The sequence below is a fragment of the Pseudoalteromonas sp. 11L1 genome (assembly GCF_055397545.1).
On the sequence record NZ_AP041141.1, the window covers coordinates 307,522 to 331,800 of the forward strand.

At 40.3% G+C, this 24,279-nt stretch carries 31 protein-coding genes; 15 read left to right on the top strand and 16 right to left on the bottom strand.

The annotated features are described in order from the left end of the window. Window positions 1-18 precede the first annotated feature (18 nt). From murA to ACZ5WS_RS01465, 7 genes are read right to left on the bottom strand one after another with little or no spacing between them, the layout of a single operon-like run. Complete coding sequence (murA, locus tag ACZ5WS_RS01435) at window positions 19-1,278, bottom strand: UDP-N-acetylglucosamine 1-carboxyvinyltransferase (RefSeq protein WP_464710201.1); 1,260 nt, start codon at window positions 1,276-1,278, stop codon at window positions 19-21. Between the two features lie 14 nt (window positions 1,279-1,292). After that, on the bottom strand, window positions 1,293-1,550 hold the full coding sequence (locus ACZ5WS_RS01440) for a BolA family protein (RefSeq protein WP_007378312.1): 258 nt from the start codon (window positions 1,548-1,550) through the stop codon (window positions 1,293-1,295). 5 nt (window positions 1,551-1,555) lie between these two features. Beyond that, on the bottom strand, window positions 1,556-1,849 hold the full coding sequence (locus tag ACZ5WS_RS01445) for an STAS domain-containing protein (RefSeq protein WP_138609029.1): 294 nt from the start codon (window positions 1,847-1,849) through the stop codon (window positions 1,556-1,558). Beyond that, window positions 1,842-2,522, bottom strand: a complete 681-nt coding sequence (locus tag ACZ5WS_RS01450; protein ID WP_010390574.1) for an MlaC/ttg2D family ABC transporter substrate-binding protein — start codon at window positions 2,520-2,522, stop codon at window positions 1,842-1,844. The genes ACZ5WS_RS01445 and ACZ5WS_RS01450 overlap by 8 nt, the downstream gene beginning before the upstream one ends. A 5-nt stretch (window positions 2,523-2,527) precedes the next feature. Next, the gene (gene mlaD, locus ACZ5WS_RS01455) at window positions 2,528-3,076 is read right to left on the bottom strand and encodes an outer membrane lipid asymmetry maintenance protein MlaD (RefSeq protein ID WP_008115537.1); all 549 of its coding nucleotides are present in this window, start codon (window positions 3,074-3,076) and stop codon (window positions 2,528-2,530) included. Between the two features lie 14 nt (window positions 3,077-3,090). Beyond that, window positions 3,091-3,870, bottom strand: coding sequence for a lipid asymmetry maintenance ABC transporter permease subunit MlaE (gene mlaE / locus ACZ5WS_RS01460; RefSeq protein WP_178954847.1), 780 nt, complete (start codon window positions 3,868-3,870; stop codon window positions 3,091-3,093). Beyond that, window positions 3,870-4,685, bottom strand: a complete 816-nt coding sequence (locus tag ACZ5WS_RS01465) for an ATP-binding cassette domain-containing protein (RefSeq protein ID WP_464710208.1) — start codon at window positions 4,683-4,685, stop codon at window positions 3,870-3,872. The genes mlaE and ACZ5WS_RS01465 overlap by 1 nt, the downstream gene beginning before the upstream one ends. A gap of 265 nt (window positions 4,686-4,950) precedes the next feature. Here ACZ5WS_RS01465 and ACZ5WS_RS01470 point away from each other — a divergent pair, with 265 nt between their 5' ends. From ACZ5WS_RS01470 to mgtE, 12 genes are all read left to right on the top strand, one after another. Continuing rightward, window positions 4,951-5,919, top strand: a complete 969-nt coding sequence (locus ACZ5WS_RS01470) for a calcium/sodium antiporter (protein ID WP_464710211.1) — start codon at window positions 4,951-4,953, stop codon at window positions 5,917-5,919. Between the two features lie 3 nt (window positions 5,920-5,922). Then, window positions 5,923-6,894, top strand: a complete 972-nt coding sequence (locus ACZ5WS_RS01475; RefSeq protein ID WP_138609035.1) for a KpsF/GutQ family sugar-phosphate isomerase — start codon at window positions 5,923-5,925, stop codon at window positions 6,892-6,894. Then, on the top strand, window positions 6,895-7,446 hold the full coding sequence (gene kdsC / locus ACZ5WS_RS01480) for a 3-deoxy-manno-octulosonate-8-phosphatase KdsC (RefSeq protein ID WP_008115528.1): 552 nt from the start codon (window positions 6,895-6,897) through the stop codon (window positions 7,444-7,446). Beyond that, complete coding sequence (gene lptC / locus ACZ5WS_RS01485; RefSeq protein WP_138609037.1) at window positions 7,443-7,997, top strand: LPS export ABC transporter periplasmic protein LptC; 555 nt, start codon at window positions 7,443-7,445, stop codon at window positions 7,995-7,997. The genes kdsC and lptC overlap by 4 nt, the downstream gene beginning before the upstream one ends. Then, window positions 7,987-8,526, top strand: a complete 540-nt coding sequence (gene lptA, locus ACZ5WS_RS01490) for a lipopolysaccharide transport periplasmic protein LptA (protein WP_464710218.1) — start codon at window positions 7,987-7,989, stop codon at window positions 8,524-8,526. Before lptC ends, lptA begins: the two co-directional genes overlap by 11 nt. After that, on the top strand, window positions 8,523-9,248 hold the full coding sequence (gene lptB / locus ACZ5WS_RS01495) for an LPS export ABC transporter ATP-binding protein (RefSeq protein WP_138609041.1): 726 nt from the start codon (window positions 8,523-8,525) through the stop codon (window positions 9,246-9,248). Before lptA ends, lptB begins: the two co-directional genes overlap by 4 nt. A 69-nt stretch (window positions 9,249-9,317) precedes the next feature. After that, window positions 9,318-10,817: an RNA polymerase factor sigma-54 gene (locus tag ACZ5WS_RS01500; RefSeq protein WP_138570630.1), complete on the top strand. Its 1,500-nt coding sequence runs from the start codon at window positions 9,318-9,320 to the stop codon at window positions 10,815-10,817. Window positions 10,818-10,843: 26 nt separating this feature from the next. Next, window positions 10,844-11,131, top strand: coding sequence for a ribosome hibernation promoting factor (gene hpf / locus ACZ5WS_RS01505; protein ID WP_010390562.1), 288 nt, complete (start codon window positions 10,844-10,846; stop codon window positions 11,129-11,131). Between the two features lie 4 nt (window positions 11,132-11,135). Beyond that, complete coding sequence (gene ptsN / locus ACZ5WS_RS01510; protein ID WP_138609043.1) at window positions 11,136-11,588, top strand: PTS IIA-like nitrogen regulatory protein PtsN; 453 nt, start codon at window positions 11,136-11,138, stop codon at window positions 11,586-11,588. A gap of 19 nt (window positions 11,589-11,607) precedes the next feature. After that, the gene (gene rapZ / locus ACZ5WS_RS01515; RefSeq protein WP_010390558.1) at window positions 11,608-12,450 is read left to right on the top strand and encodes an RNase adapter RapZ; all 843 of its coding nucleotides are present in this window, start codon (window positions 11,608-11,610) and stop codon (window positions 12,448-12,450) included. Window positions 12,451-12,467: 17 nt separating this feature from the next. Further along, complete coding sequence (locus ACZ5WS_RS01520; protein ID WP_008115514.1) at window positions 12,468-12,740, top strand: HPr family phosphocarrier protein; 273 nt, start codon at window positions 12,468-12,470, stop codon at window positions 12,738-12,740. Between the two features lie 106 nt (window positions 12,741-12,846). Continuing rightward, a complete protein-coding gene (gene mgtE / locus ACZ5WS_RS01525) occupies window positions 12,847-14,205 on the top strand; it encodes a magnesium transporter (RefSeq protein WP_008115512.1) in 1,359 nt (452 codons plus the stop codon). A 69-nt stretch (window positions 14,206-14,274) separates the two neighbouring features. Here the strand turns inward: mgtE and ACZ5WS_RS01530 are convergent, their stop codons facing one another. Next, on the bottom strand, window positions 14,275-16,458 hold the full coding sequence (locus ACZ5WS_RS01530; RefSeq protein ID WP_464710229.1) for a YgiQ family radical SAM protein: 2,184 nt from the start codon (window positions 16,456-16,458) through the stop codon (window positions 14,275-14,277). 299 nt (window positions 16,459-16,757) lie between these two features. On the opposite strand from ACZ5WS_RS01530, the gene ACZ5WS_RS01535 reads away from it, so the two are divergent. Beyond that, window positions 16,758-17,306, top strand: a complete 549-nt coding sequence (locus ACZ5WS_RS01535; RefSeq protein WP_198522490.1) for an SRPBCC family protein — start codon at window positions 16,758-16,760, stop codon at window positions 17,304-17,306. Further along, window positions 17,275-18,156, top strand: a complete 882-nt coding sequence (locus ACZ5WS_RS01540) for a TIGR03899 family protein (RefSeq protein ID WP_198522489.1) — start codon at window positions 17,275-17,277, stop codon at window positions 18,154-18,156. Before ACZ5WS_RS01535 ends, ACZ5WS_RS01540 begins: the two co-directional genes overlap by 32 nt. Before the next feature lie 41 nt (window positions 18,157-18,197). Here the strand turns inward: ACZ5WS_RS01540 and ACZ5WS_RS01545 are convergent, their stop codons facing one another. The 8 genes from ACZ5WS_RS01545 to ACZ5WS_RS01580 form a co-directional block, all read right to left on the bottom strand. Then, the gene (locus ACZ5WS_RS01545) at window positions 18,198-18,968 is read right to left on the bottom strand and encodes a TIGR04219 family outer membrane beta-barrel protein (protein WP_198522488.1); all 771 of its coding nucleotides are present in this window, start codon (window positions 18,966-18,968) and stop codon (window positions 18,198-18,200) included. 3 nt (window positions 18,969-18,971) lie between these two features. Then, window positions 18,972-19,958, bottom strand: coding sequence for a DUF2333 family protein (locus ACZ5WS_RS01550; protein ID WP_178954815.1), 987 nt, complete (start codon window positions 19,956-19,958; stop codon window positions 18,972-18,974). Between the two features lie 8 nt (window positions 19,959-19,966). Further along, entirely contained in the window at window positions 19,967-20,476 is a 510-nt protein-coding gene (locus ACZ5WS_RS01555; RefSeq protein WP_178954814.1) for a copper chaperone PCu(A)C, read from the bottom strand. Window positions 20,477-20,554: 78 nt separating this feature from the next. Then, window positions 20,555-20,881: a hypothetical protein gene (locus ACZ5WS_RS01560; protein WP_178954812.1), complete on the bottom strand. Its 327-nt coding sequence runs from the start codon at window positions 20,879-20,881 to the stop codon at window positions 20,555-20,557. Between the two features lie 10 nt (window positions 20,882-20,891). Then, window positions 20,892-21,098 (bottom strand): PspC domain-containing protein, encoded by a 207-nt coding sequence (locus ACZ5WS_RS01565; protein ID WP_010390548.1) that lies wholly within the window; start codon window positions 21,096-21,098, stop codon window positions 20,892-20,894. A gap of 10 nt (window positions 21,099-21,108) precedes the next feature. Further along, window positions 21,109-21,789, bottom strand: coding sequence for a PspA/IM30 family protein (locus ACZ5WS_RS01570; RefSeq protein ID WP_464710242.1), 681 nt, complete (start codon window positions 21,787-21,789; stop codon window positions 21,109-21,111). Between the two features lie 260 nt (window positions 21,790-22,049). Continuing rightward, window positions 22,050-22,982 carry a tRNA dihydrouridine(20/20a) synthase DusA gene (gene dusA, locus ACZ5WS_RS01575; protein ID WP_464711458.1) on the bottom strand — a complete coding sequence of 311 codons (933 nt, stop codon included), beginning with the start codon at window positions 22,980-22,982 and terminating at the stop codon, window positions 22,050-22,052. Window positions 22,983-23,105: 123 nt separating this feature from the next. After that, entirely contained in the window at window positions 23,106-23,726 is a 621-nt protein-coding gene (locus tag ACZ5WS_RS01580) for a MarC family protein (protein ID WP_008115498.1), read from the bottom strand. 92 nt (window positions 23,727-23,818) lie between these two features. On the opposite strand from ACZ5WS_RS01580, the gene ACZ5WS_RS01585 reads away from it, so the two are divergent. Continuing rightward, a complete protein-coding gene (locus tag ACZ5WS_RS01585) occupies window positions 23,819-24,253 on the top strand; it encodes a transcriptional repressor (RefSeq protein WP_008115496.1) in 435 nt (144 codons plus the stop codon). Window positions 24,254-24,279 lie beyond the last annotated feature (26 nt).

Sequence of the window (24,279 nt, forward strand, 5' to 3'; positions counted from 1 at the left end):
ATAAATGTATTAATATAACTAATTGCTTTTGCGTTTGATGTTAACACCTAACGCACTGAGTTTGTCTTCAATACGCTGATAACCTCTATCTACATGATAAATACGATCAACAACCGTTTCACCTTGGGCCACAATCCCCGTTAAAATAAGGCTCGCTGATGCTCGTAAATCGGTTGCCATAACCTGCGCACCCGATAAGCTTTGTGTCTCACCACAAAAAGCCGTATTGCCTTCAAGGCGAATATTAGCGCCCATACGTTGTAACTCAGGCACATGCATAAACCGATTTTCAAAAATAGTTTCGGTAATGGTCGCACTGCCGTTAGCCACTACATTTAAAGCGGTAAATTGAGCTTGCATGTCGGTTGGAAAACCTGGGTGCGGCATAGTTTTAATATTAACCGCTTTAAGCTCTCGGCCTCGCATATCAAGATAAATACTATCCTCATGCACTTCTAGTAGCGCGTTGGTTGCACGCAGTTTTTCAATTACCGGCTCAAGTGAATGAAAGTCGGTCATTTTACACAGTACTTCGCCACCGGCCATCGCGGCGGCAACTAAGAAGGTACCGGTTTCAATACGATCCGGTAATATGCGGTGCTCACAACCTGATAAACGCTCAACCCCTTCAATCTCAATACGGCTAGAACCTGCACCAGTAATTTTAGCGCCCATTGCAATTAAGCAATTAGCTAAATCGATGATTTCGGGCTCGCGCGCTGCATTTTCTAAAACAGTTTTGCCATCTGCAAGCGTTGCCGCCATGAGTAAGTTTTCGGTAGCACCGACACTGATCATTTCCATGAAAATTTCAGCGCCTTTTAAGCGTCCATCTACTTTGGCATTAATATAACCATTTTCCACAGTTATTTGCGCGCCCATGCGCTCTAAACCTTGAATATGAATATCAACTGGGCGTGCACCAATAGCACAGCCACCAGGCAAAGATACTTGAGCCTCACCAAAACGAGCCACTAAAGGCCCAAGTGCGAGCACTGATGCGCGCATTTGCTTTACTAATTCATAAGGCGCTAACGTACTATTTACCGTGGCACCATCAATAATCAGTGAATCACCTTGCCACTGAACATCAGCGCCTAAGGTCTTTAATAAAGCTTCAGTAGTAATAATATCGCGAAGGCGCGGTACATTAGTAAAGGTACTCTTGCCCTCGGGCAATAAGGCTGCAAATAAAATGGGCAGTGCCGCATTTTTAGCGCCAGAAATAGTTACTTCACCAGCCAGCGAAGTGCCACCTTGAATTACAAATTGATCCATCTAAGGGGCCTTATTTATTGCGGTAAAATGAATTTTTGCTCACGTTTCCACTCAGTCGGAGTAAAAGCGCGGATAGAAACAGCGTGAATGGTACCATCTGAAATAGTATTCATTAATGGGCCATACACTAACTGTTGCTTTTTAACACGACTTAATCCGTCAAAGCATTCACCAACTGCAATTACTTCATAATGACTGCCATTGGCTTTTACATGTACTTCAGCTAACTGAAGCTCGTCGCGTAATAATGTTTCGACTTGACTCGTTTCCATAACTCTCACTCAAATAGGGTTGTAACCTGACCCAACTGCATAAGATTTTGCAGTTGTTCAGGTGGGTTTTGCAATTCAAGGCGAATACCTTGCTGCTTAAATTCTGTAAAAGAGTGAATTAACCAAGCTAAGCCGGCTGTGTCAACCCTTGTGACCTCAGTTAGGTCAAAATAAAGGGTTTTATGCTTAGTTTCTCGCTTAGTGTTCAGAAGCCGTTCATTGCCAATTGAGTTATGAGTCAATTCACCAGTAACTCGTAAATGCTGCTCATCAACTTGGCTGATTGCCAATTTACTCATTTGTATCGCTGCCTCTAAACTGAACCGGTAGCTTACTTTTTTGCTCTAATAGGCCGCTAACATGGTCAATACCTTGTTGGCGTAAAATACCCTGAAGTTCACTTTGTTTTGCATCAAGTAAACTAATACCTTCAGCAATCATGTCGTAAGCGCGCCACTCACCGCTTCGGTCTTCACGTACTTTAAAATCAATTTTTATATCAGGTTTACCCGCTTCAACAATTTTGGTTTTTACCACCACCACGTCTTTACCTTTAAACGGTTGCTCGGCAGCAAATTCAACTTGTTGATTAGTGTATTGGGTAAATACACCGGCATAGGTGGCAACTAAATACTCTCTAAACGCACCAATAAAACGCTGAATATCTTCAATTGCTTTTGCTTTTTCTGCCTTGTCGGTAATTGCGCGTACCTTAGACACTTCGCTACCTAACACTCTTAGTGCTGCATATTTGTAGTCGATGTACGGCATTAACTCTTCTTCAACAATAACACGTAAATGTTCTTTATCTTTTACTATTAATGGTTGATCTTGGGTAATTCGTGCAAAGGTGTTGTCAGCAACTTGACGTACCATTTTATTAGGATCAGTTAATTTTACTTCTGCTGCTTGCACGCTTTGTAATAGCATTAAACTTACCAGCGCAATACTTACTAAAAATGTTTTCAACATAATAATTACTCACTACCTTGGTTGAATAAGAACTGGCCAATTAATTCTTCAAGTACCAATGCCGATTTGGTATCAGTAATTGAATCGCCACTTGCTAATGCTTTGCTTTGCACCCCAAATAAATCGTCAATAGCTTGGTCTTGTGCACTGTTTGCAACATCTTCGCCTAAACAGCGTTGCTTAGCTGAATCCGAGGCGATCACAGGGTTAATACCTAAATATTGCTCACCTAAAATACCCGAGGTTAAAATTGAGATAGAGCTGGTATCTGAAAAACGACATAAATACTGCGCATCAATACTCATGTTCACCACAGGTAAAAACTCTTGCGGGTGTACATAAATTGACTCGACACGACCAATAACAACTCCCCCTACTTTAATGGGCGCGCGAGTTTTTAATGAGCCTATATTTTCAAACTTGGCGTTTAATGTGTAGGTTTCACCTGAGCCGCTAATACCTGAATTAGCCACTTTAAGCGCTAGCATTGAAAATGCTAAAATACCCAGTGCGACAAAAAAACCAACTAAAATTTCTAATTTCCGTGAATTCATTATTTAATACCCTATTAGCTAGTAAACATTACCGCTGTCAAAATAAAGTCAAAACCTAATACCGCCAGTGATGAATGTACCACTGTTTCTGTTGTTGCCTTGCTGATCCCCTCTGATGTAGGAATACAGTCATACCCTTTATAAAGCGCAATCCAAGTTACAACAATCGCAAATACGATACTTTTAATTAAACCGTTTAGTATATCTTTTTCAAACGAAACCTGAGATTGCATTATTGACCAAAAGCTTCCGGTATCAACGCCTAGCCAATCAACACCCACTAAGTGAGCACCAATAATAGCGACCGCTGAAAAAATTAACGCCAGTAATGGCATACTAATTAAGCCAGCCCAAAATCGCGGCGCAATAATACGCCTAAGCGGGTCAATAGCCATCATCTCTAGCGACGATAATTGCTCGGTGGCTTTCATTAAGCCGATTTCAGCAGTTAACGCACTGCCTGCCCTGCCTGCAAATAATAACGCAGTAACTACCGGTCCAAGCTCACGTAACAAGCTAAGCGCTACTAACGGACCTAGGCTATCTTCTGCGCCATAATCAACTAAAACGGTATAACCTTGCAGCGCTAGAACCATGCCGATAAATAATCCCGACACAACAATAATCAACAGCGATTGTGAACCAACCATGTAAAGTTGGCGCACTAGCAGAGGCGTACCTTTTTTAAAATTGGGTAAATGCCATAATGCACTTGCTAGCATGTGAGTGGAGCGCCCAAGTGCAGCAAAACGACCCAGTGTTTTATGGCCTATTTTTTGTAGTAAATCCAACATTACTGCGGCTCTCCTAACAGTTCATCTGCATAGGTTTGTGCTGGATAATGAAATGGTACAGGCCCATCTGATAACCCTTTCAAAAATTGTTGCACAAGTGGTGATTCGTGCTGACGCATTTCATCTGGCGTGCCGCTTCCAATTACACCTTGATCGGCAATAATAATAACGTGGTCGGCAATGCTCATTACTTCACTCACATCATGTGTAACAATTAAAGAAGATAAACCAAGTACTTCATTTAATGACTTAATCAGCTTAACCAATACTCCCATTGAAATGGGATCTTGTCCTGCAAAAGGCTCATCATACATAATTAGCTCAGGATCAAGCGCTATAGAGCGAGCCAAGGCTGCGCGACGTGCCATACCACCAGATAACTCTGAAGGCATTAAATCTTTAGCACCACGTAAGCCAACTGCTTGTAGTTTCATTAAAACCACTAAACGGATTAAGTCTTCACTGAGTTGTGTATGCTCGCGGATAGGAAATGCGATATTATCGAATACCGACATATCGGTAAATAAAGCACCGCTTTGAAATAACATACTCATACGTTTGCGTGCCGCGTAGAGCTCTTTACGGGACATGGCGACTATGCTGTCTTTTTTAAATAAAATATCACCGGAGTCGGGTTTGAGCTGGCCACCAATTAAGCGCAGCATCGTGGTTTTGCCAATTCCGCTTGGCCCCATAATGGCAGTAATTTTACCTTCTGGAACATCAAAGCTCATATTTTTGTATATGACCCTATCGCCTCTAGAAAAGGTAACATCCTTGACTTCTACTATTGATTGCGACAAGTCGCTCTCCATAACAATATTCTCTCATATTTCTATTTTAAGGGTTTTTTGGTCAAGATGGAAAAAACAATTCGTAAGATTTTGTAATAGCCCCGCAAAAACCGTTATAAGACTGCGACAAATTGGCTTAACCGATGCTTAAACAAGCAAATCAACACAGTAAATAATTATTTTAATGACCGCCTAATGTATTACAGCTTACTCTTTTACTTATACTTTTATGGTGGCTTTTGTTACTATTCGCGCTATCTGAATTTACACTAGCTGGCTTATCACAATGGTTACCTCGTTTGTCATTTTAATTCTCGGTTTTGCGGCTCTCGTATGGAGTGCGGACAGGTTTGTTTATGGTGCGGCGGCACTAGCTAAAAACTTTGGCGTACCAACATTAATTGTAGGTTTAACCGTGGTAGCTATGGGCTCATCGGCCCCTGAAATGATGGTATCCGCTTCAGCTGCTTTGGCAAATAAAACCGATACAGCCGTAGGTAATGCAGTTGGTTCAAACATCACTAACATATTATTAGTATTAGGTATTACAGCGCTTTTAAGACCGCTTTCAGTCTCTTCAAGTACATTAAAACGAGAAATTCCACTGGTATTATTGGTGTCTATCGCTACTTGGTATATTTTTTCAGATAACTACTTTTCGTTTTTTGAAGGCGCAGCCTTACTCTTTGGTTTTGTTGTTTTTATTGGTGGACTTATTTTTGTATCACTGCGAGCAAAAAACCAAGACGACCCCTTTGTTAGCGAAGCCTGTGATGAAGTACCTGATAATGTCCCAACCAAAAAAGCCGTTTTTTGGTTAGTCGTCGGAATGATTTTACTTCCTGTTAGCTCACACTTTTTAGTTGGCTCAGCCGTTGATATTGCAAAATATTTTGGCTTAAGTGACTTAGTAATTGGTTTAACAATAATAGCCATAGGTACTAGTTTACCTGAACTTGCCGCCTCTATTGCAGGTGTTCTTAAAAATGAAGATGACCTAGCACTGGGTAACATTGTTGGCTCAAATATTTTTAATATTCTCGCTGTATTACCGCTGGCAGGATTAATTAACCCGTCGGTTATTGACGCATCAGTAGCTAACCGTGATGTCATCATTATGATAGGTGCAACCTTGGCGCTCATTGCTATGTCATTGAACTTTAGAGGTCAAAGACGTATCAATAGAGTAGAAGGTGGCTTACTCATCGTCGCATTTATGATTTACCAAGGTTATATTTTTAGTCAAGTAGGGTGATCCATGGCAACGCTAAATTTTATTCAACAAGGCTTGCGCGTCCTTGATATAGAACGTCAAGCACTCAGCGATATCGCACAATACGTTAATGAAAGCTTTGATCAAGCGTGCCAATTAATGTACGACTGCTCAGGCCGTATTATTGTTATTGGCATGGGTAAGTCGGGCCATATCGGTAATAAAATAGCAGCCACTTTAGCGAGTACTGGTAGCCCCGCATTTTTTGTACATCCTGGTGAAGCGAGTCATGGCGATTTAGGTATGATCACCGCCAGTGATGTAGTTATGCTTATATCTAACTCTGGCGAAACCAGTGAAGTGCTTAATATTATTCCGGTATTAAAACGCATTGGCGCAAAAATGATTGCTATGACAGGCAACGAAACGTCAACCATGGCAACATTGGCAAATGTGCATGTGTGTATTAAAGTTGAACAAGAAGCCTGCTCATTAGGCTTAGCGCCAACAGCAAGCACCACAGCAACACTCGCTATGGGCGATGCAATGGCGGTAGCTTTATTAGAAGCCCGTGGTTTTACCGCTGATGATTTTGCACTGTCACATCCAGGGGGCAGTTTAGGCAAACGCTTGCTCTTAACTTTAAAAGATGTAATGCACAGCGGTATTCACACGCCTATTATTAATGAAACGCAAACCATTAAAGACGCCCTAATTGAAATGTCTGCCAAAGGGCTCGGTATGACCGCTATCATAGATGATAATCAGCAATTATCGGGGTTGTTTACCGATGGTGATTTACGCCGTATTTTAGAGCAACGTATTGATATACACAGCACAGAAATTAATGTTGTGATGACTAAATCATGCACAACAGCCACACAAGACATGCTCGCGGCTGAAGCACTGAACATTATGGAACAAAAACGTATTAATGGTTTAATTGTGATTAATGAGCATAATCACCCCATTGGCGCATTAAATATGCAAGACTTACTAAAAGCGGGAGTGCTATAAATGCAGTTTGAAGATCTTTATCAGCCGTTAAGTGATGATGCAAAAGCGCGCGCAAAAAAAATAAAATTATTAATTTGCGATATTGATGGTGTGTTTTCTGATGGACGTATTTATCTTGGCAACCAAGGTGAAGAACTCAAAGCATTTAATACCAAAGACGGGTTTGGCATTAAAGCCCTTATTAATAGTGGTTTTGAAGTTGCCGTGATCACAGGCCGTCACTCACAAATAGTTCAACAACGTATGAGCAGTTTAACCGTACAACATATATACCAAGGCCAAGAAGATAAACTCATAGCCTATCAAGAATTAAAACAAAAATTAGCGCTAAGCGATGAGCAAATAGCTTACATTGGTGACGATGGCCCTGATATGCCAGTCATGGAGAAAGTCGGGTTTGCTGTAGCCGTAAACGACGCCCACCCACTGATTAAACGTTTATCGCATTATGTCACTCAATTGCCAGGCGGCTTTGGCGCAGTAAGAGAATTAACCGATTTATTGATGCTTGAAAACAATAAGCCACTTACTAGCCAAGGAACCAGTTCATGAATGTAGCTCGAATTATACTGAGCATTTTATTCATAAGCTGTATGGTTTGGCTTTGGTATCCTTATTTTTCTCAGGTAGATATTGTTGCGGATGAGCAAACTCAAGCTATTGCTAAACCTGATTATACCGCGATTGAGCTAAAACAAACCGCTTATAATGATCAAGGTAAAATAAGCCATAAAGTAACTGCGGTAAAAATGGAATTATACCAACAACTTGGTTTTACTTTTTTTGAAAAGCCTATATTTACGTTATACAACGAGCAGCAAACATGGCGTATTAACGCTGATGAGGCCACCCTCTACGACGATCGTCAACTCGTATTAGAGGGCAATGTGAAAGCGCTAAATTTAATCGATAACGCCATGATCGATACGATCACAGCCGATAGCATCAATGTAGATATAAAACTACTCACTATGCAATCAGAGCAGCCTGTCGTTATTACCGGACCTAATTTAAAAATCATGGGTAAAGGCCTTGAAGCCGATTTAAAAACCGAAGTGATTAAACTTATTAACCATACGCGAACCCTATATTATGACCAATAACCTATTTAAAATTTTAATTGTTCCTTCACTACTGATTGCATTTCATAGCCATGCAGAGGAAACCACTGAAGCTCCTGCGGCTAATCAAATCTCAATTAGTGCTGACAGGCAGGAAGGTCAATTAAAAGAAAACGTGGGCATTTTTGAGAAAAATGTTGAAATTATTCATGGTAATCGCCGCATTAACGCTGACCGTTTAGAAGTACATAAACGTGATGACTTAGGTGAGAATAAGCAACTTTTAATTGCCACAGGCAGCCCTGCTTATTTTGAAGAAACACAAGCTGATGGCACCATTATGAGCGCCAGTGCGAATGAAGTGCGTTACGATGTTTCGCAGCGTTTTTTAACCTTAATCGGCGAAGCCAGTATTGCTCAATCAGGTCAAAAAATAACTGCTAAAAGTATCACCTACGATATAGAGCAGCAGTTAATTAGCGCAGAAAAAGACGAAAACTCAACAGACCGTGTACACACTATTTTAGTACCTGTTGAAAACAAAAAAGAAGACGATAAAGGCCAACCATGAGCACATTAAAAGCAGAGCTATTAGCGAAAAGCTATAAAGGCCGTGAAGTGGTGAAAAACGTTGGCCTAGAGGTTGAAGCTGGCAGCATTGTCGGCTTACTTGGCCCCAATGGCGCAGGTAAAACCACGACTTTTTACATGATTGTAGGCCTTGTACCGAGCGATAAAGGCAAAATATCAATCGATGATCAAGATATCACTTTATTACCAATGCACAGCCGAGCTCGCCTAGGGATAGGATATTTACCACAAGAATCATCGATTTTTAGAAAGCTGACGGTCTACCAAAACTTAATGGCTATTTTAGAAACACGCAAAGAGCTTAATAAGCAGCAACGTGAAGATACCTTAAATAATTTACTTGATGAATTTAGTATTCAGCATATTCGTGACAGCCAAGGTATGGCCCTATCAGGTGGTGAGCGCCGCCGTGTTGAAATTGCGCGAGCATTAGCAGCAAATCCTAAATTTATACTATTAGACGAACCCTTTGCAGGGGTTGATCCTATCTCTGTATTAGATATTAAAAAAATTATAGAACACCTTAAAAATCGAGGAATTGGCGTATTGATCACAGATCACAACGTACGCGAAACTCTTGATGTTTGTGAAAAAGCCTACATAGTTTCTCATGGAGAGTTAATTGCATCAGGCACTCCAGAATATGTATTAAACGATAAAACGGTACGCGATGTTTATTTAGGCGAGCAGTTCAAGCTCTAATATGTGTGTTATTACACTAAGCATCTGCTAATATTAATTATACTAATTTAAAAGGATTGTTAGAGATAAATGAGGCAATCATTACAGCTGCGCATGGGCCAGCAACTTACAATGACTCCACAGTTGCAACAAGCAATTCGCTTATTGCAACTCAGTACATTGGATCTCCAGCAAGAAATTCAAGAAGCGCTCGATAGCAATCCCTTGCTTGAAGTTGAAGAACAAGATTACAGTGAAGATGCTGCGGGTAAAAACGAACAAAAAGCCGATATCGATGAGTCAACGCTAAGTGCTTCAGCTGATGAAAAACCTAGCGAATATGAGCAAGATAGCGGCGAAGCCATGACCAAAGACACCATTAGCGATGATATGGCAATGGATGTTACGTGGGATGAATACATGAGCGCAGCACCTGCCTCTTCATCAGGACCAATGCCTGAAGATGAATCAATTTATCAAGGCTCTTCAACTGAAACGCTACATGAATATTTAATGTGGCAATTGCAACTGACACCGTTTAGCCCTACTGATGAAGCCATCGCGATTGCTATCGTAGAAGCCGTGGACGATTCGGGCATTTTAACCCTTAGCTGTGAAGAAATATTAGAGAGCTTTAATCAAGAGAACGACATAGAAGATGAAGTTGAACTTGATGAAATAGAAGCGGTATTAAAGCGTATTCAGCTATTTGATCCGGTGGGAATAGCCGCGCGTAGTTTACAAGAGTGTTTGTGTATTCAATTGAATCAGTTTGACCAAGACACGCCTTTTTTAAACGAAACAAAAATGATCTTAACTGATCACATTGATTTATTGGCTGCGCGTGATTATCGCACGTTAATGAAAAAAACTAAGCTCAAGGAAGATGAGCTTAAAGAAGTCATGACGTTAATTCACACCCTTAGCCCAAAACCGGCAGACACTATCGTTAGAGAAGAGTCAGAGTACGTTATTCCTGATGTGTCGGTTAAAAAAGTGAAAGGCCGTTGGGTTGTTGAACTAAACCCAGATAGCATGCCTAAAATTAGGGTAAACAGCCAATATGCGGCTATGTCTCGTACGGTCAAATCAAGTGGCGATAGCCAGTTTATTCGCTCACACTTACAAGAAGCTAAATGGTTTATAAAAAGCTTAGAGAGTAGAAACGACACGCTGCTTAAAGTAACTAACTGTATTGTGCAGCAACAACAGGCCTTTTTTGAGCATGGTCCTGAGGCGATGAAGCCTATGGTACTTAATGACGTAGCCGAAATGGTAGAAATGCACGAGTCAACTATTTCACGTGTTACTACGCAAAAATACATGCATACACCACGCGGTATTTTTGAGCTTAAATATTTCTTTTCAAGCCATGTAAGCACTGAAAATGGTGGTGAATGTTCTTCAACAGCAATACGCGCATTAATTAAAAAATTAATCGCTGCAGAAAACTCAGCTAAACCATTGAGTGATAGCAAAATTGCAGATATATTGGCTGAGCAAGGAATTAAAGTAGCAAGGAGAACTATTGCAAAGTATCGCGAATCTCTAGCTATTCCCCCGTCAAATCAACGTAAAAGTTTGATTTAAGGCGTACAACAAAGAGGAAAATGTTTATGCAACTGAATTTAACTGGTCGCCATGTAGATATTACCGACTCGCTTAGAGACTACGTAAATAGTAAATTTTCGAAGTTACAGAGGCACACTGATCACATAACGAATGTGCACGTTATTCTCGATGTAGAAAAACTAAACCAAAAAGCCGAAGCAACCGTTCATGTTAGTGGCGCTGAGATTTTTGCTTCTACTGAACACCAAGATATGTATGCCGCTATAGACTCGCTGATTGACAAGCTAGATCGTCAAGTAATTAAACACAAAGAGAAACTTGCTCGACACTAACACTATGAAACTAAGCTCACTTATCTGTCAGGACTGCAGTAAAGCTGCGGTCCTTTTTAATAGTAAAAAAAGAATTTTAGAATTTATCAGTGAATTGGCTCACAATAAACTGCCCTATTTAGCTCAACAAGATATTCTTAATGCATTAACAGCAAGAGAAAAACTAGGGAGCACAGGTATAGGCCGAGGAATTGCAATTCCTCATGGTCGTATGAGTGGTGTACAAGAGCCTCTTGCACTTATATTAGTGAGCGAAGCGGCTATTAATTTTGATGCAATAGATAATCGACCGGTCGACATTTTTGTTGCCTTAATTGTACCCGACGGTGACAATAAGCAGCATTTAAAAACCTTAGCCACTATAGCTGAAAAGCTCAACGATAAAGAATTTTGTAAGCAATTACGGGCGGCAAAATCCGACAGTGAGCTGTACCAGATCATTGTAAGTCAACCGTAGCAATAATAAAGGGTGATAAATGGAATTAATAATTATAAGTGGTCGCTCAGGTTCTGGTAAATCTGTTGCGTTACGCGTTGTTGAGGATTTAGGTTATTATTGTGTAGATAATATACCTTTAAATTTATTACCATCTCTTGTTCGTAGTGTTTCCGACAGCTACAATAAAATAGCTGTAAGTGTTGATGTGCGTAACTTACCTAAAGAACAACAACAGTTTAATGAAATCATTGAATATTTACCTGGTTTTACTAAGCCAACGGTGTTTTATTTAGACAGTGACGATCAAACCTTAATTAAACGCTTTTCAGAGACACGGCGCCTTCACCCTCTTTCGATTGACTCACTGCCACTTGATTTAGCAATAAAAAAAGAAAAACAACTCCTTGATGTGCTCATTAACCGTGCCGATTATATGATTGATACTACGGATTTAAGTGTGCATCAGCTGGCTGAATCTATTCGTGAAAAAATACTCGGTAAAAAAGACAAACAACTGATCATTACCTTTGAGTCATTTGGTTTTAAGCACGGTATACCCAAAGAAGCAGATTATGTATTTGACGCTCGCTTTTTACCAAACCCGCATTGGGAGCCTGAACTTAAGCCACTCACAGGGCTAGATCAACCAGTAAAAGACTACCTAGCCAGCCACAGCATAGTACAAAAATTTACATGGCAAATTCAAACATTCGTGCAAACATGGCTGCCTCATTTAGAAAGAAATAACCGCAGCTATTTGACCATAGCTATTGGCTGTACCGGAGGGCAACACCGCTCAGTTTATTTAGCGCAAACTATAGGTGAAAGCTTTGCAATGAGTCATCCTAATGTAAAAATTCGCCATCGAGAACAAGAATAAAGCTTGAGAGAATATTAATGCGGTTAGAAAACACATTTTTAATAAAAAACAAGTTAGGCCTGCATGCCAGAGCGGCCACTGTGCTGGCACAGCTTTCTGTGCAATTTGATGCCTCAATCACGTTATTTCAAGACGATAAACAAGCCGCTGGCGACAGTGTATTAGCACTTATGTTACTCGAAAGCAGTCAAGGCAAAGAAGTTAAGGTAGTATGTGAAGGCCCTGACGCAGAACCTGCACTTAATGCAATTGGTGAGCTCATTGATCAACGATTTAATGAGCAAGAGTAATCCTGCTTATAAGCTAAGGTTAATAGTGGTTGAGGTAGTTTACTGATATAAAGTAAGATAAAGCGATACCCCATCATCGTGTAATAAAATTTAATTAAGGACGCCAATGCCTGAAGCTTTAGAACAAGATATTCCACTACAACAACTAAAACAGGTGACTAAGTCACTAAATAGTGGTCAATTTGTTCAAGTTAGGCGCATGCTAGCAAAAACGGCACCTTGTGATACCGCACTTCTTTTAGAATCATCTCCCCATAAAATTCGTCGTATGCTCTGGCAACTGGTTGATCCTGATGTACAGGGTGATGTACTTGAAGAGCTCTCTGAAGACGTACGTTTGGGCATTATTGCGCAAATGGCACCTGAGCACATTGCTGCTGCAACAGAAGACATGGGCCATGATGATTTAGGGGAAGTACTACGTAGCCTACCAGACACCGTATATAAAGACGTTGTTAGTGCTATGGATATTCAAGATAGAGAGCGTGCAACACAAGCTCTATCTTACCAAGAGCGCTCTGCTGGCGCCTTGATGAATATAGATACCGTAACTATTCGCCCTGATGTAACTCTAGATGTTGTACTACGTTATATTCGCTTACGCGGTGAACTGCCAGAGGGCACCGATGACTTATACGTTGTAGATAAACATAACTGTTTTTTAGGCGCCTTATCGCTAAGCACTTTATTAACTAATCCCCCTGAAAAAATTGTTCAGGATTTAATGGATGAAGAGTGTGAATCTATTCCTATTTCAATGGATGAAAGCGAAGTAGCGCAACTATTTGAACGGCATAACTGGATATCGGCACCAGTTGTCGATGACAACGCGCATTTGCTTGGTCGTATTACTATTGATGATATCGTTGATGTTATCCGTGAAGATGCAGAGCATAGCTTATTAAGCTTAGCGGGTCTTGATGATGAAGAAGATACCTTTGCGCCGGTCTTAAAAAGCTCTAAAAAGCGCTCAATTTGGCTAGGTGTAAACTTACTAACTGCATTGCTGGCTGCAATTGTGGCGAGCTTTTTCGAAAACACCTTAGCTATATTACCAATTCTTGCTGTGCTCAATGGCATTGTCCCGTCAATGGGTGGGGTTGCAGGCAGCCAAACCTTAACTTTGGTTATTCGCGGTATCGCGGTGGGTCATATCAACCAAACTAACCAACGTTTTTTATTATTAAAAGAACTCGCTATCGGCGCGATTAACGGTATGGTTTGGTCTATCCTAATTGCCGGTGTCGTTGCGCTTTGGCAATGGGATTTCAAACTCGGTGGTGTTTTAGCGTTTGCTATGTTTATGAATTTAGTTGCAGCAGGTATTGCGGGTGCTAGTATCCCACTATTACTTAAAAAAATGAAAATAGATCCAGCACTGGCAGGCAGTGTGGTACTAACCACAGTAACTGATATTGTTGGTATATTTGCCTTTTTAGGCACTGCAACTTGGTTATTGATTTAGGCTCTAATCTTTTTATAAACAAAAACACCGCGTCAATAAGCGGTGTTTTTGTTTAAGCCGATAATTACTTTACCTTGCGCGCTGGCGATTACCGCCCACCTTAGGTTTAGTGTTGGCTTTTTTAAACTGACTAAAGCCAGTATGACGAGTAAGCGCAGGACGACCGCCCTTATTGCCTTTACCGCCTTTGGTTTGCCTTTCATCTCTGCCTTCTTCTGGCACTAAACAATTTGGACCTTTACCAATGAGTTTAGCCTTGCCCATATTACGCAGGGCTTCACGGATCATTGGCCAACCGGCAGGATCATGGTAACGCAAAATAGCTTTATGCAAACGACGCTGGCGCGCGCCTTTTGGTACCGCAACTTGCTCTGTATTATTTTTAATATTACGCAACGAGTTCATTTCAGTATGATAAATGGTGGTCGCATTAGCCATCGGTGATGGGTAAAAGTTTTGCACCTGATCAAGCTTAAAGTCATTCGATTTCAGCCACAAAGCCATATTCACCATGTCTTCGTCTTTAGTCCCTGGATGAGCAGAAATAAAGTATGGAATTAAATACTGCTTTTTACCTGCTTCTTTAGAGTACTTATCAAATAGCGCTTTAAATTCATCATAGGCGCCCATACCCGGCTTCATCATTTTTGATAATGGGCCGTCTTCTGTGTGTTCTGGGGCTATTTTTAAATATCCACCAACATGATGAGTTACTAGCTCTTTAACGTAACGAGGATCACGTACAGCAAGGTCATAACGTACGCCCGAAGCAATTAAGATCTTTTTGATCCCTTTAACCTCACGCGCCTTTTTATATAGATCGATAGTTGGGGTATGATCAGTATCCATATGCTTACAAATATCAGGATACACACACGACAAGCGGCGACAGGTACTCTCTGCTTTTTTACTGGTACAACGCAGTTTGTACATATTTGCGGTTGGTCCGCCTAAATCAGAAATAACCCCAGTAAAGCCTGGAACTTTATCTCTAATTTGCTCAATCTCTTCAATAATCGATTCTTGAGATCGGCTTTGAATTATTCGCCCTTCATGCTCAGTAATAGAACAGAACGAACAGCCGCCAAAACAACCACGCATTATGTTTACCGACGTTTTAATCATATCGTAAGCAGGGATTTTGTCGTCGCCATAACTTGGGTGCGGAATACGCTGATACGGTAAACCAAACACATCATCCATTTCTTGGGTTTCAAGTGGATAGGCTGGCGGATTCACCCAAATAGAGCGATCGCCATGACGCTGAAACAACGCTCTTGCACAACCAGGGTTGGTTTCTTGGTGTAAAATACGCGATGCATGGGCATACAATGGTTTATTAACACTGACCTGCTCAAAAGCGGGTAACTTAACGTAAGTTTTTTCCCATGGCTTAGGGCGCGCAGGCTGTATGGTAATTGGTTTTGCAGCTTCGGCTTTTAAATCAATGCCCGCTTGCTTAAATTCTGATTTAGCACAACCCACATCATCCGCCCCATAAGGATTAGGAATAGGGTCTATTTTACCAATTTTATCAATGGCTGTTGAATCGCTACCACGCCAACCGGGTAAAGGCTCTTTACGAATAACCGCCGTGCCTCTCACATCTTGTATGGTATCCATGGTTTCACCCGCAGCGATACGGTGCGCTACTTCAACCAATGGACGTTCGGCATTACCATAAATTAAAATATCACCCTTAGCGTCAAACAATACACTACGGCGTACTTTTTCTTGCCAATAATCGTAATGAGCAATACGACGCAAGCTGGCTTCAATGCCCCCTAAAACGAGTGGCACATCTTTATAGGCTTCACGACAACGTTGCGAGTATATTATCACGGCACGGTCAGGGCGTTTACCACCAACATTTCCCGGGGTATAAGCATCATCGTGGCGCATTCGTTTTTCAGCGGTGTAACGATTGATCATCGAATCCATGTTACCGGCTGTAATACCAAAAAATAAGTTAGGCTTACCCAATGCCATAAAGGCATCTTTAGAGTTCCAATCAGGCTGAGCAATAATGCCCACTCTAAACCCCTGCGCTTCTAGCACACGGCCAATTACGGCCATCCCAAAACTAGGATGGTCTACATAAGCATCACCGCTAATAATAATAATATCGCAGCTATCCCAGCCAAGCGCGTCCATTTCTTCGCGTGTTGTTGGTAAAAATGGGGCTGTGCCATAACACTCAGCCCAATACTTAGGGTATGAGAATAAGCCGCGATCAGCTTTTAATGTGCTCATAAAATTGGCCGTTCAATAACAAAAGGCGCGAATTATACCCTATCGACATCCACGTTGATATAGCACAAAATGAAAGCACTGATTAAAAATTGTTTACCTTTATCGCATTACTAAAACAGACAAATCATCTAAGCTGATTACTGCTAATGTCTGCTTTTAGATTTATTTAAAGTAGATAAACTAGATGAAAATGATCGACTCTAGGCTAAACTATTAAATAAGCTGTGATTATTAATAATTCATAGATGCTGTAATATTAAAACCAATGAGGCATACCTATTAAACTACTTAAACAATTAATGCAGTTTTCAGCCATCTTGCTGTTGGCGTTTGTTGTTGTGGGATTACTTTTACCACAAAACTATCACGTGCAAAAAAGCATTAAAATAAATGCCCGCCCTCCTGTTATAAAGTCATTAGTGGAAGATTTTACTCAGTGGTACAAATGGTCGCCGTGGCAGCAAATAGATCCCAATATTGAATTTAGTATTGGTGAACCTAGTGCTGGTGCGGGAGCCTATCAATCTTGGCAAGGAAAGTGGGGGCAAGGCGAAATGACAATCACTTCATTAAGCGCCAATGAAGTTGTATTTAATGTATTATTTAATCAAGAACATATTATTACTAGCCGATTACTATTTAGCCCACATGCAAAAACTGTAACCTGGCATATAGAAGGACAAGCAACTGTGCCGCTTATATCTGGCTATGTTGCTATATTTGCTGAAAATATATTAAGCAATATAGTCACCCTTGGGCTAAATAACTTAAAGACGGTAGCCCAACTCAGTGATGCACAAGCAATAATGGAAAGCCATGACAGTAAAAACCGCACAAGCCAGAATTAAACTTGCCAATATTATTGAGTCACTGTTAGGTTACTCGGTCACAAAAGTGAGTAATACGACTGCAGCTGATGAACAAATCTATAATACGCAGGGTAAATCAAAGTCTCTTTATCGTATTAATAGCGAGCATTCAGTATTAGCGCGAGCACAAAAAAGACAAGATCTACTGCTAATAAAACAACAACAAAATATCGAGACTATTTTAGCCTTAGCAATGGAATTTTGTCCTGATGTAGCCTGCGCTAAACAACCTGATGCCGATTGGGTAGAGCACTTTATTGCCTTATGTGAAGATACTTCAAATCAATCAATGCAAACATTATGGGCAAAAATTTTTACTGGCGAAACCATTAGCCCAGGTACCTTTTCTATAAAAAGCTTACAAACCCTCAAACATATGACCCAGCGCGAAGCGGATTCATTGAGAAAGTGTGTGTCTATTTCTGGGTATAACGAAAAAGATAGTAGTCACCTAATATTTTTAGGCTATTACAAAAAACCCTCGTTATTTGATTTATTAGGTAAGGGAAATAAAGTGTCATTAAGCATAGGTAAAAGCGGTGTGAGCTTCCCTGATATATTAACCTTAATGGACTTAAATTTGTTATACCGTAAAGAAATTGAATCCGCTGCATTAAAAGCAGGACAAGAGATAACCCTCTCCTTTTTAACTCAAAAACTAACTTTAAAAGCAAAAAGTAACGACTTAGTACTGAGCTATTATAAGTTTACCCAAACCGGTGATGAATTGTTTAGACTAATGAATTACCCAATTAATAAAGTGTACAAACAGTTAATTGGTGCAGCATTTGAAGGGGAATTTGAATTAGTGTGGCACACTTCAAAGTAACTAAAAAAGCCACACGAGGTGGCTTTTCGAAAAGTCGGTGCTTAAAAATGAACTTGTATACCCGCAAATGGGCCTGATGCATCAATATCAGTATTAATATCATCTACATCATCAAGTTCTAAAACCATAGAGCGGTAGCCCGCTTTAACCGCAACATCAACCGCTAGGTTATCAATCAACTCCCAAGCAATACCCATTTGGTAATCTCGTACTTTACTGTCATCAATAGCTAAAAAGCTACCTTCAGCAAAAACACTTAAACCACTAAATGGTAAACCTGCTTCAAAACGTCCATATGCTAAAGGTACTACACCTGAGAACTCTTCTATCTCAGTGAAGTTAGCACCACCTTGTTGTGATGTACCCGTTACCACAACTTCACCATCAAACTGCTTAGCATTAATACCTAAATCAATTGAGATTAAGTCGTTATCAAAAATTTCATAGTAAAGAATATAATCAATGTGCGATAAGTCAGTAACTGAATTAACATCAGTACCTACAACATAATCAGTGCCATTAAAAGTAAATGTATCTTCAAGTTGTGTTGCGCCGTTTAGTTCAAGCTCAGTGTATTTTAGTTTTAAGTTTGGTACTAGCGGTACTGGATGCTCAAGTGCGGCGTAATAGCTAACAAAAGTCTCATCTTCAAAGTTGAAGTTTTGTAGGGCATTATTATTATCAGAAAAGCCACCATCATTATCTGCTTTCCAACCATCAACTCCTACATATAAACCTAATACAGTGTCGGCTTGTGCTACAGGTGCTAAACATGCCATTGATAAGGCTGCTGCTATACAATACTTTTTCATTTTTTATCCTTGCGCTAATAATTCGCTAAGTTCAATCAGTGCCGCATTGGCTCTAGAGATATAATTTGCCATAACGAGTGAGTGGTTGGCGACATAACCGAATCCGTTGCCGTTTAGAATTATTGGGCTCCAAACCGTTTCTTGAGTCGCTTCAAGCTCGCGTATAATTTGTTGTAAACTAACACGGGCGTTCTTTTTATCAAGTACTTCGGCAAAATCATATTCAACTGCTTGTAAAAAATGCAGTAAAGCCCAAGTAGCACCACGTGACTCATAAAATACATCATCAATTTCCCACCACGATGTTTTTACTTGTTGTTGTAATGGCGTATAAGTAGCTTGAGTATTTGAAGAATTGCCTGCTAAATCGGTATTTACTTTGTCTTGACCTACACTCGCGCTCAAACGCTGGCTTAAGCTACCTAAGCGTTTTTCTGCTTCTTTTAACCAACTGCGTAAATTATCTGCACGTGAGTAAAACTGGCTATCGCGCTCATGCTGATTCGCAATTTGAGAACGGTAAACTAATAAGTAATCAATACCCTTTTGATATTCGCCCTCAGCACTTGGCCATGCCCATGCTTCAGAACTAATATTAAATTGGGGCTGTGCTTTTTTAAGCGCTTCGTGCTCAGTTGATTGTGACTGTGAACGACTAAAATCTTTTCGCATTGATAATGCTAAATCACGCACCATTTCCAACGCGCCATACTCCCAAGCAGGCATGTTGTCCATTATTACGCTCGGTGGCAGTACATCATTTGATAAATAACCGCCTGACTTAGTCAAGAGAGTATCAGCGACGGTGATAAGTGTTGAAGTGGTTACATACCCTGTTACTGGTTTTTCACTACGTTGCTGTGCTTGCTGTTTGGCATTTTGTACCACATCAAAACGTGCAGGCTCTATGCTCCAGTACACTGCAATAGCGTAAAATACGACAAACAATAGTACCAATGCCGTTATTATTTTTCCTTTATGCTGTGACATTTATCCCCCTAATGATGACTATGATCTTTCGATGCTTTTACCGGCTCAGCTTGCGATGCTAGCGAAACTACTTTCGCATTGGTGAATACTCGATTCCCGTCTTCAAAATATAGCGTGAGTTTGCGTTCTTGACCTACTTTTAACGGCTCTTGCGGTTCAAACACCATTAAATGATAGCTCCCAGGCTTAAAATCGAGTTGCTGATGGGCCTTAATAAGCAGTGATTCTACTTTTTGCATTTTCATCATGCCATCAGCGTGGACGTGCTCATGAATCTCAACACGACCCAACCCATCTAAGGTCGCTCTTGTAAGTGTTGCCGGAACATTACTGTGGTTTTCAATGCTGAAATAGCCCACACTGGCTTTGGTAGCCGGTAAAAACTCTCTTACTTGCGCATTTGTTACTTGTAATTGCGCAACAACACTATCGTGCTCATGTCCTTCGTGCGCCAATAACGAAGACGAAAAAACACCCACTATTAACGCACTTGCACTCAAAATACATTGTTTAATCATCAGTAAAATCCTTGTTAAAACGAAAAAATATAGCCCAAATCTATCATAATTCCCTAATATTAGGCAGCTAATTTAAGTTCAAGAAGCTACTTTTTTGTTATCTGCGATTAACCAGCACAAGCCTGCCACAAACAATAATGGCCAAGCAATCATCAATGATCCGAATAAAAAGGCTAATATAGTTCCAGCCAGTGCCACCATCGCCGCGCCAACAAGCCCCATAGTTACCAAAGCAGCAATCGCAATAACAACAATAATGGCGATTAACGCCCCAATGAGCTCAATACCTGTCCAACTAATATCTGAAATCCACAACGGAAACTGCCATACATCAAAATGAATTATCGAACCGCTATTAATTAAAAATAATGTAACAATAAGTAGGCATACGGCGAAAGTTTTCATGTTATTCCCCTTACACTGCTTTTTCTTCAAGACAACAGTGTGCGATTAAATAACCTAGCGCCACTGCAAACGGAAAACTTAAAAATAATAAAACGGTGACTAAACGAGTAGACCATACCGGAAAGTCTAATCGGTAAGCTAACCCACTACAGACACCTGATATTTTTTTGTTAAGCGTATTTTTATACCAACGACGATGTGTATTAAAATTATTCATAACAATCTCCTTAGGCTGTTTGTTTATCAGCGGTGTTTAAACTCGCTTTTAAACTTGCCAGTTCTGCATCAATTTTTTCGTTTTTAACCAGTGACTCAATTTGCATTGCCGTATTGCTCGCTGTATCTGTCAGTTCATACGCTTCAACTTGCGATTCAACACTCTCAACACGACGCTCAATTTGCTCAAATCGTGATAAAGCAGTAGCCACTTTATCGCTCTGCAGCTGAGTATTTATCTTTGCTCTTGCCTCAACGACATTTTCACGCTTTACAAGTTGTGCTTGCTTAGCTTTAGCCTGTGTCATTTTTTGCTGTAGGCGCTCAAAGTCTTCTGTGATTTTTACAATTGATTGCTGCAATGTCTCAAGTTGTGTTTGTAAGCACTCTATGTTTTTTTCAATAACGTGTTTTTCAGCTAATGCTGATTTAGCTAAATCGTCACGATTTTTTGCAATGGCATGTTCGGCCTTTAATTGCCAATTTGTGAGCGCTTGTTGTTTATTGCTTATTTGACGCTTAATATTTTTTTCTTCACATAATAGTGCTGCCGCGGTGCTACGACACTCATTAAGTGCCTCTTGCATTTCGGTTAGCATCAAATTAAGTAGTTTTTCTGAATCTTCAGCTTTATCAAGCATAGCTACGATATTTGCTTGAATGACGTCGTTTACGCGATTAAATATACCCATGTTATTCTCCTGATGATTTTTTATTTATACATCAACAGGATTCCAAGAGTTATGCCAACAACTTAAAATCCTTTTATTTTCATTAAATATCAATGCTTTAAATTATTTTTGGGGGTAAGTTAATGACTAGTCACTGAATGAAATTAAGTCGAATTGGCTAATAAATTATATTTTTGACTAAAATTTGGGATCAAAAAAAGCCACCTGAGGTGACTTTTTCTATACAGAGGCTCTGTTACGCCAATTGCATTAAATTGGCATTACTCGGGTACGTAGCTTAGTGCCTTATCCATAACACTTAAATCAGCTTGCTTGCCATGACCATTTTCAGATAAGTGGCGTCTAAAACCACGCGCACCAGGTTGCCCCTGAAAAATGCCCAACATATGGCGTGCAACATGCCAAAAATTAGCCCCTAAACGCATCTCTTCTTCAATGTAATCATACATAGAGCGTACAACATCATGTCGAGACTGAGTGTTAGCTGCATCACCATAAATTTTTTCATCTACTTCATTAAGCATAAATGGATTACTGTAAGCCTCTCGGCCAACCATAACCCCATCTATGTACTGTAAATGCTCAAGGCTTTGCTCAATGGTTTTAACACCACCGTTAATACTTAAATCAAGTTGAGGGTAATCTTTTTTAAGCTGGTAAACGCGGGGGTAGTTAAGCTCAGGAACTTCGCGATTTTCTTTCGGGCTCAACCCTTTTAGCCATGCTTTGCGCGCATGAATAATAAAGTCATCACAGCCAACTTTATGTGAAGCCTCTATCAAAGCACATAAAAACTCATAAGAATCTTGCTCATCAATACCAATACGAGTTTTAACTGTAACCGGAATATTAACTTCACTTTTCATTGCAGCAACACACTCTGCAACTAAATTAGGCTCAGCCATTAAACAGGCACCAAAACGTCCATTTTGCACGCGATCTGACGGACAACCTACATTAAGGTTTATTTCATCATAACCACGCTCACCAGCAAGCTTGGCACACTTTGCTAGCGCTTGCGGATCGGATCCTCCTAATTGCAATGCCACTGGGCCTTCGTGCTGATTAAAATGCAAGTAGTCACCGCGGCCGAATAAAATAGCGCCAGTAGTGATCATTTCAGTGTAGAGCACGGTGTGTTTTGTCATTTTACGATGAAACGTACGACAGTGGCGATCAGTCCAATCAAGCATGGGTGCCACGCTAAAGCGTCGATTTAAAGTACGTTTATCCAAAATGTGATCCTCAAAAATTTATAATTTAAGCACAGCTTAAACGGCGCTGCATTTTACACAAAAGCCCTATGCGCAGCAATATTAAGCAAACACTTGCAAGCCAAAGTATTGCGCAATACCGTTTAAAATATTAGTCACCGCGACTGAGCTTAAAATTAACCCCATAATTCGACTAATAATACTCGCCCCACTATCACCTATTATTTTATGTACATGCGTAGCAAGTAATAACAAAATCAGTACCACCACTAAAACAGCTAACATCATTGATGAGGTAATCATTTGTTCAACCCAGGTATATTCCTCATTGCGTGTCATTAATACCGCACCTAACATGGCACCGGGACTGGCTATTGATGGGATAGCGAGCGGAAAAATAGCGGTTTCAGTACTATCTCTAACACTTTTAATTTCAGCTTCAGGCTTACTTTCACCAAAGGTCATGGAGAGTGCAAAAATTAATAAAATTAAACCACCTGCTATTTGAAATGCCGAGAGCGGGATCTCAATCACATTCAGTAATTGCTCGCCAGCAACTACAAAAAATAACAGCACTAAAGCAGACACACCCACGGCTTTAAAAATCACTTTACGCTTAAACTTGTCGTCATCTCCACGAGTTACGGCGATAAAAACCGGGATTGTGCCAATTGGATCGATAACCGCAAAAAAGAAAATAAATATAGCTAATAGTTCATGCATTAATGAGTACCTTTTCACTAAATCGGTTAATAAAACGCTGCAACTACAATACAGTATGTTAGTATATCACGGCAGCGTAAGGATGAGAGAAGATGAATATAGAATCACTCGTAAGTAAAGCAAAACAAGTGTGCGACAACCGTGGTGCGCGATTCACACCAATTCGCGAGAAGGTATTTCGTTTATTGGCCAGTGCCCAAGGTGGTGTAGGGGCGTACGATTTACTTGAACAATTAAAAGTCACTGAAACAGGCGCTAAACCTGCAACGATTTATCGTGCTTTAGACTTTTTAGCCGAACTCGGTTTTATTCATAAAATTGAAAGCACCAATGCATTTATGCTGTGTCATCATTTTGATCATATTCATCCTGTTCAGCTATTAATTTGTGATAGCTGCGGCTTTGTTAAAGAGCTGCACTCAACAGTAATTTCACATGAGCTCAATAACTTGGCAGCCGAAAGTGGCTTTGTAGTTTCCGGGCAAACAATAGAAGCACATGGTAAATGTGACTCTTGCCGAGCATAGATAAGCGACTATAGCTATACTTTGCG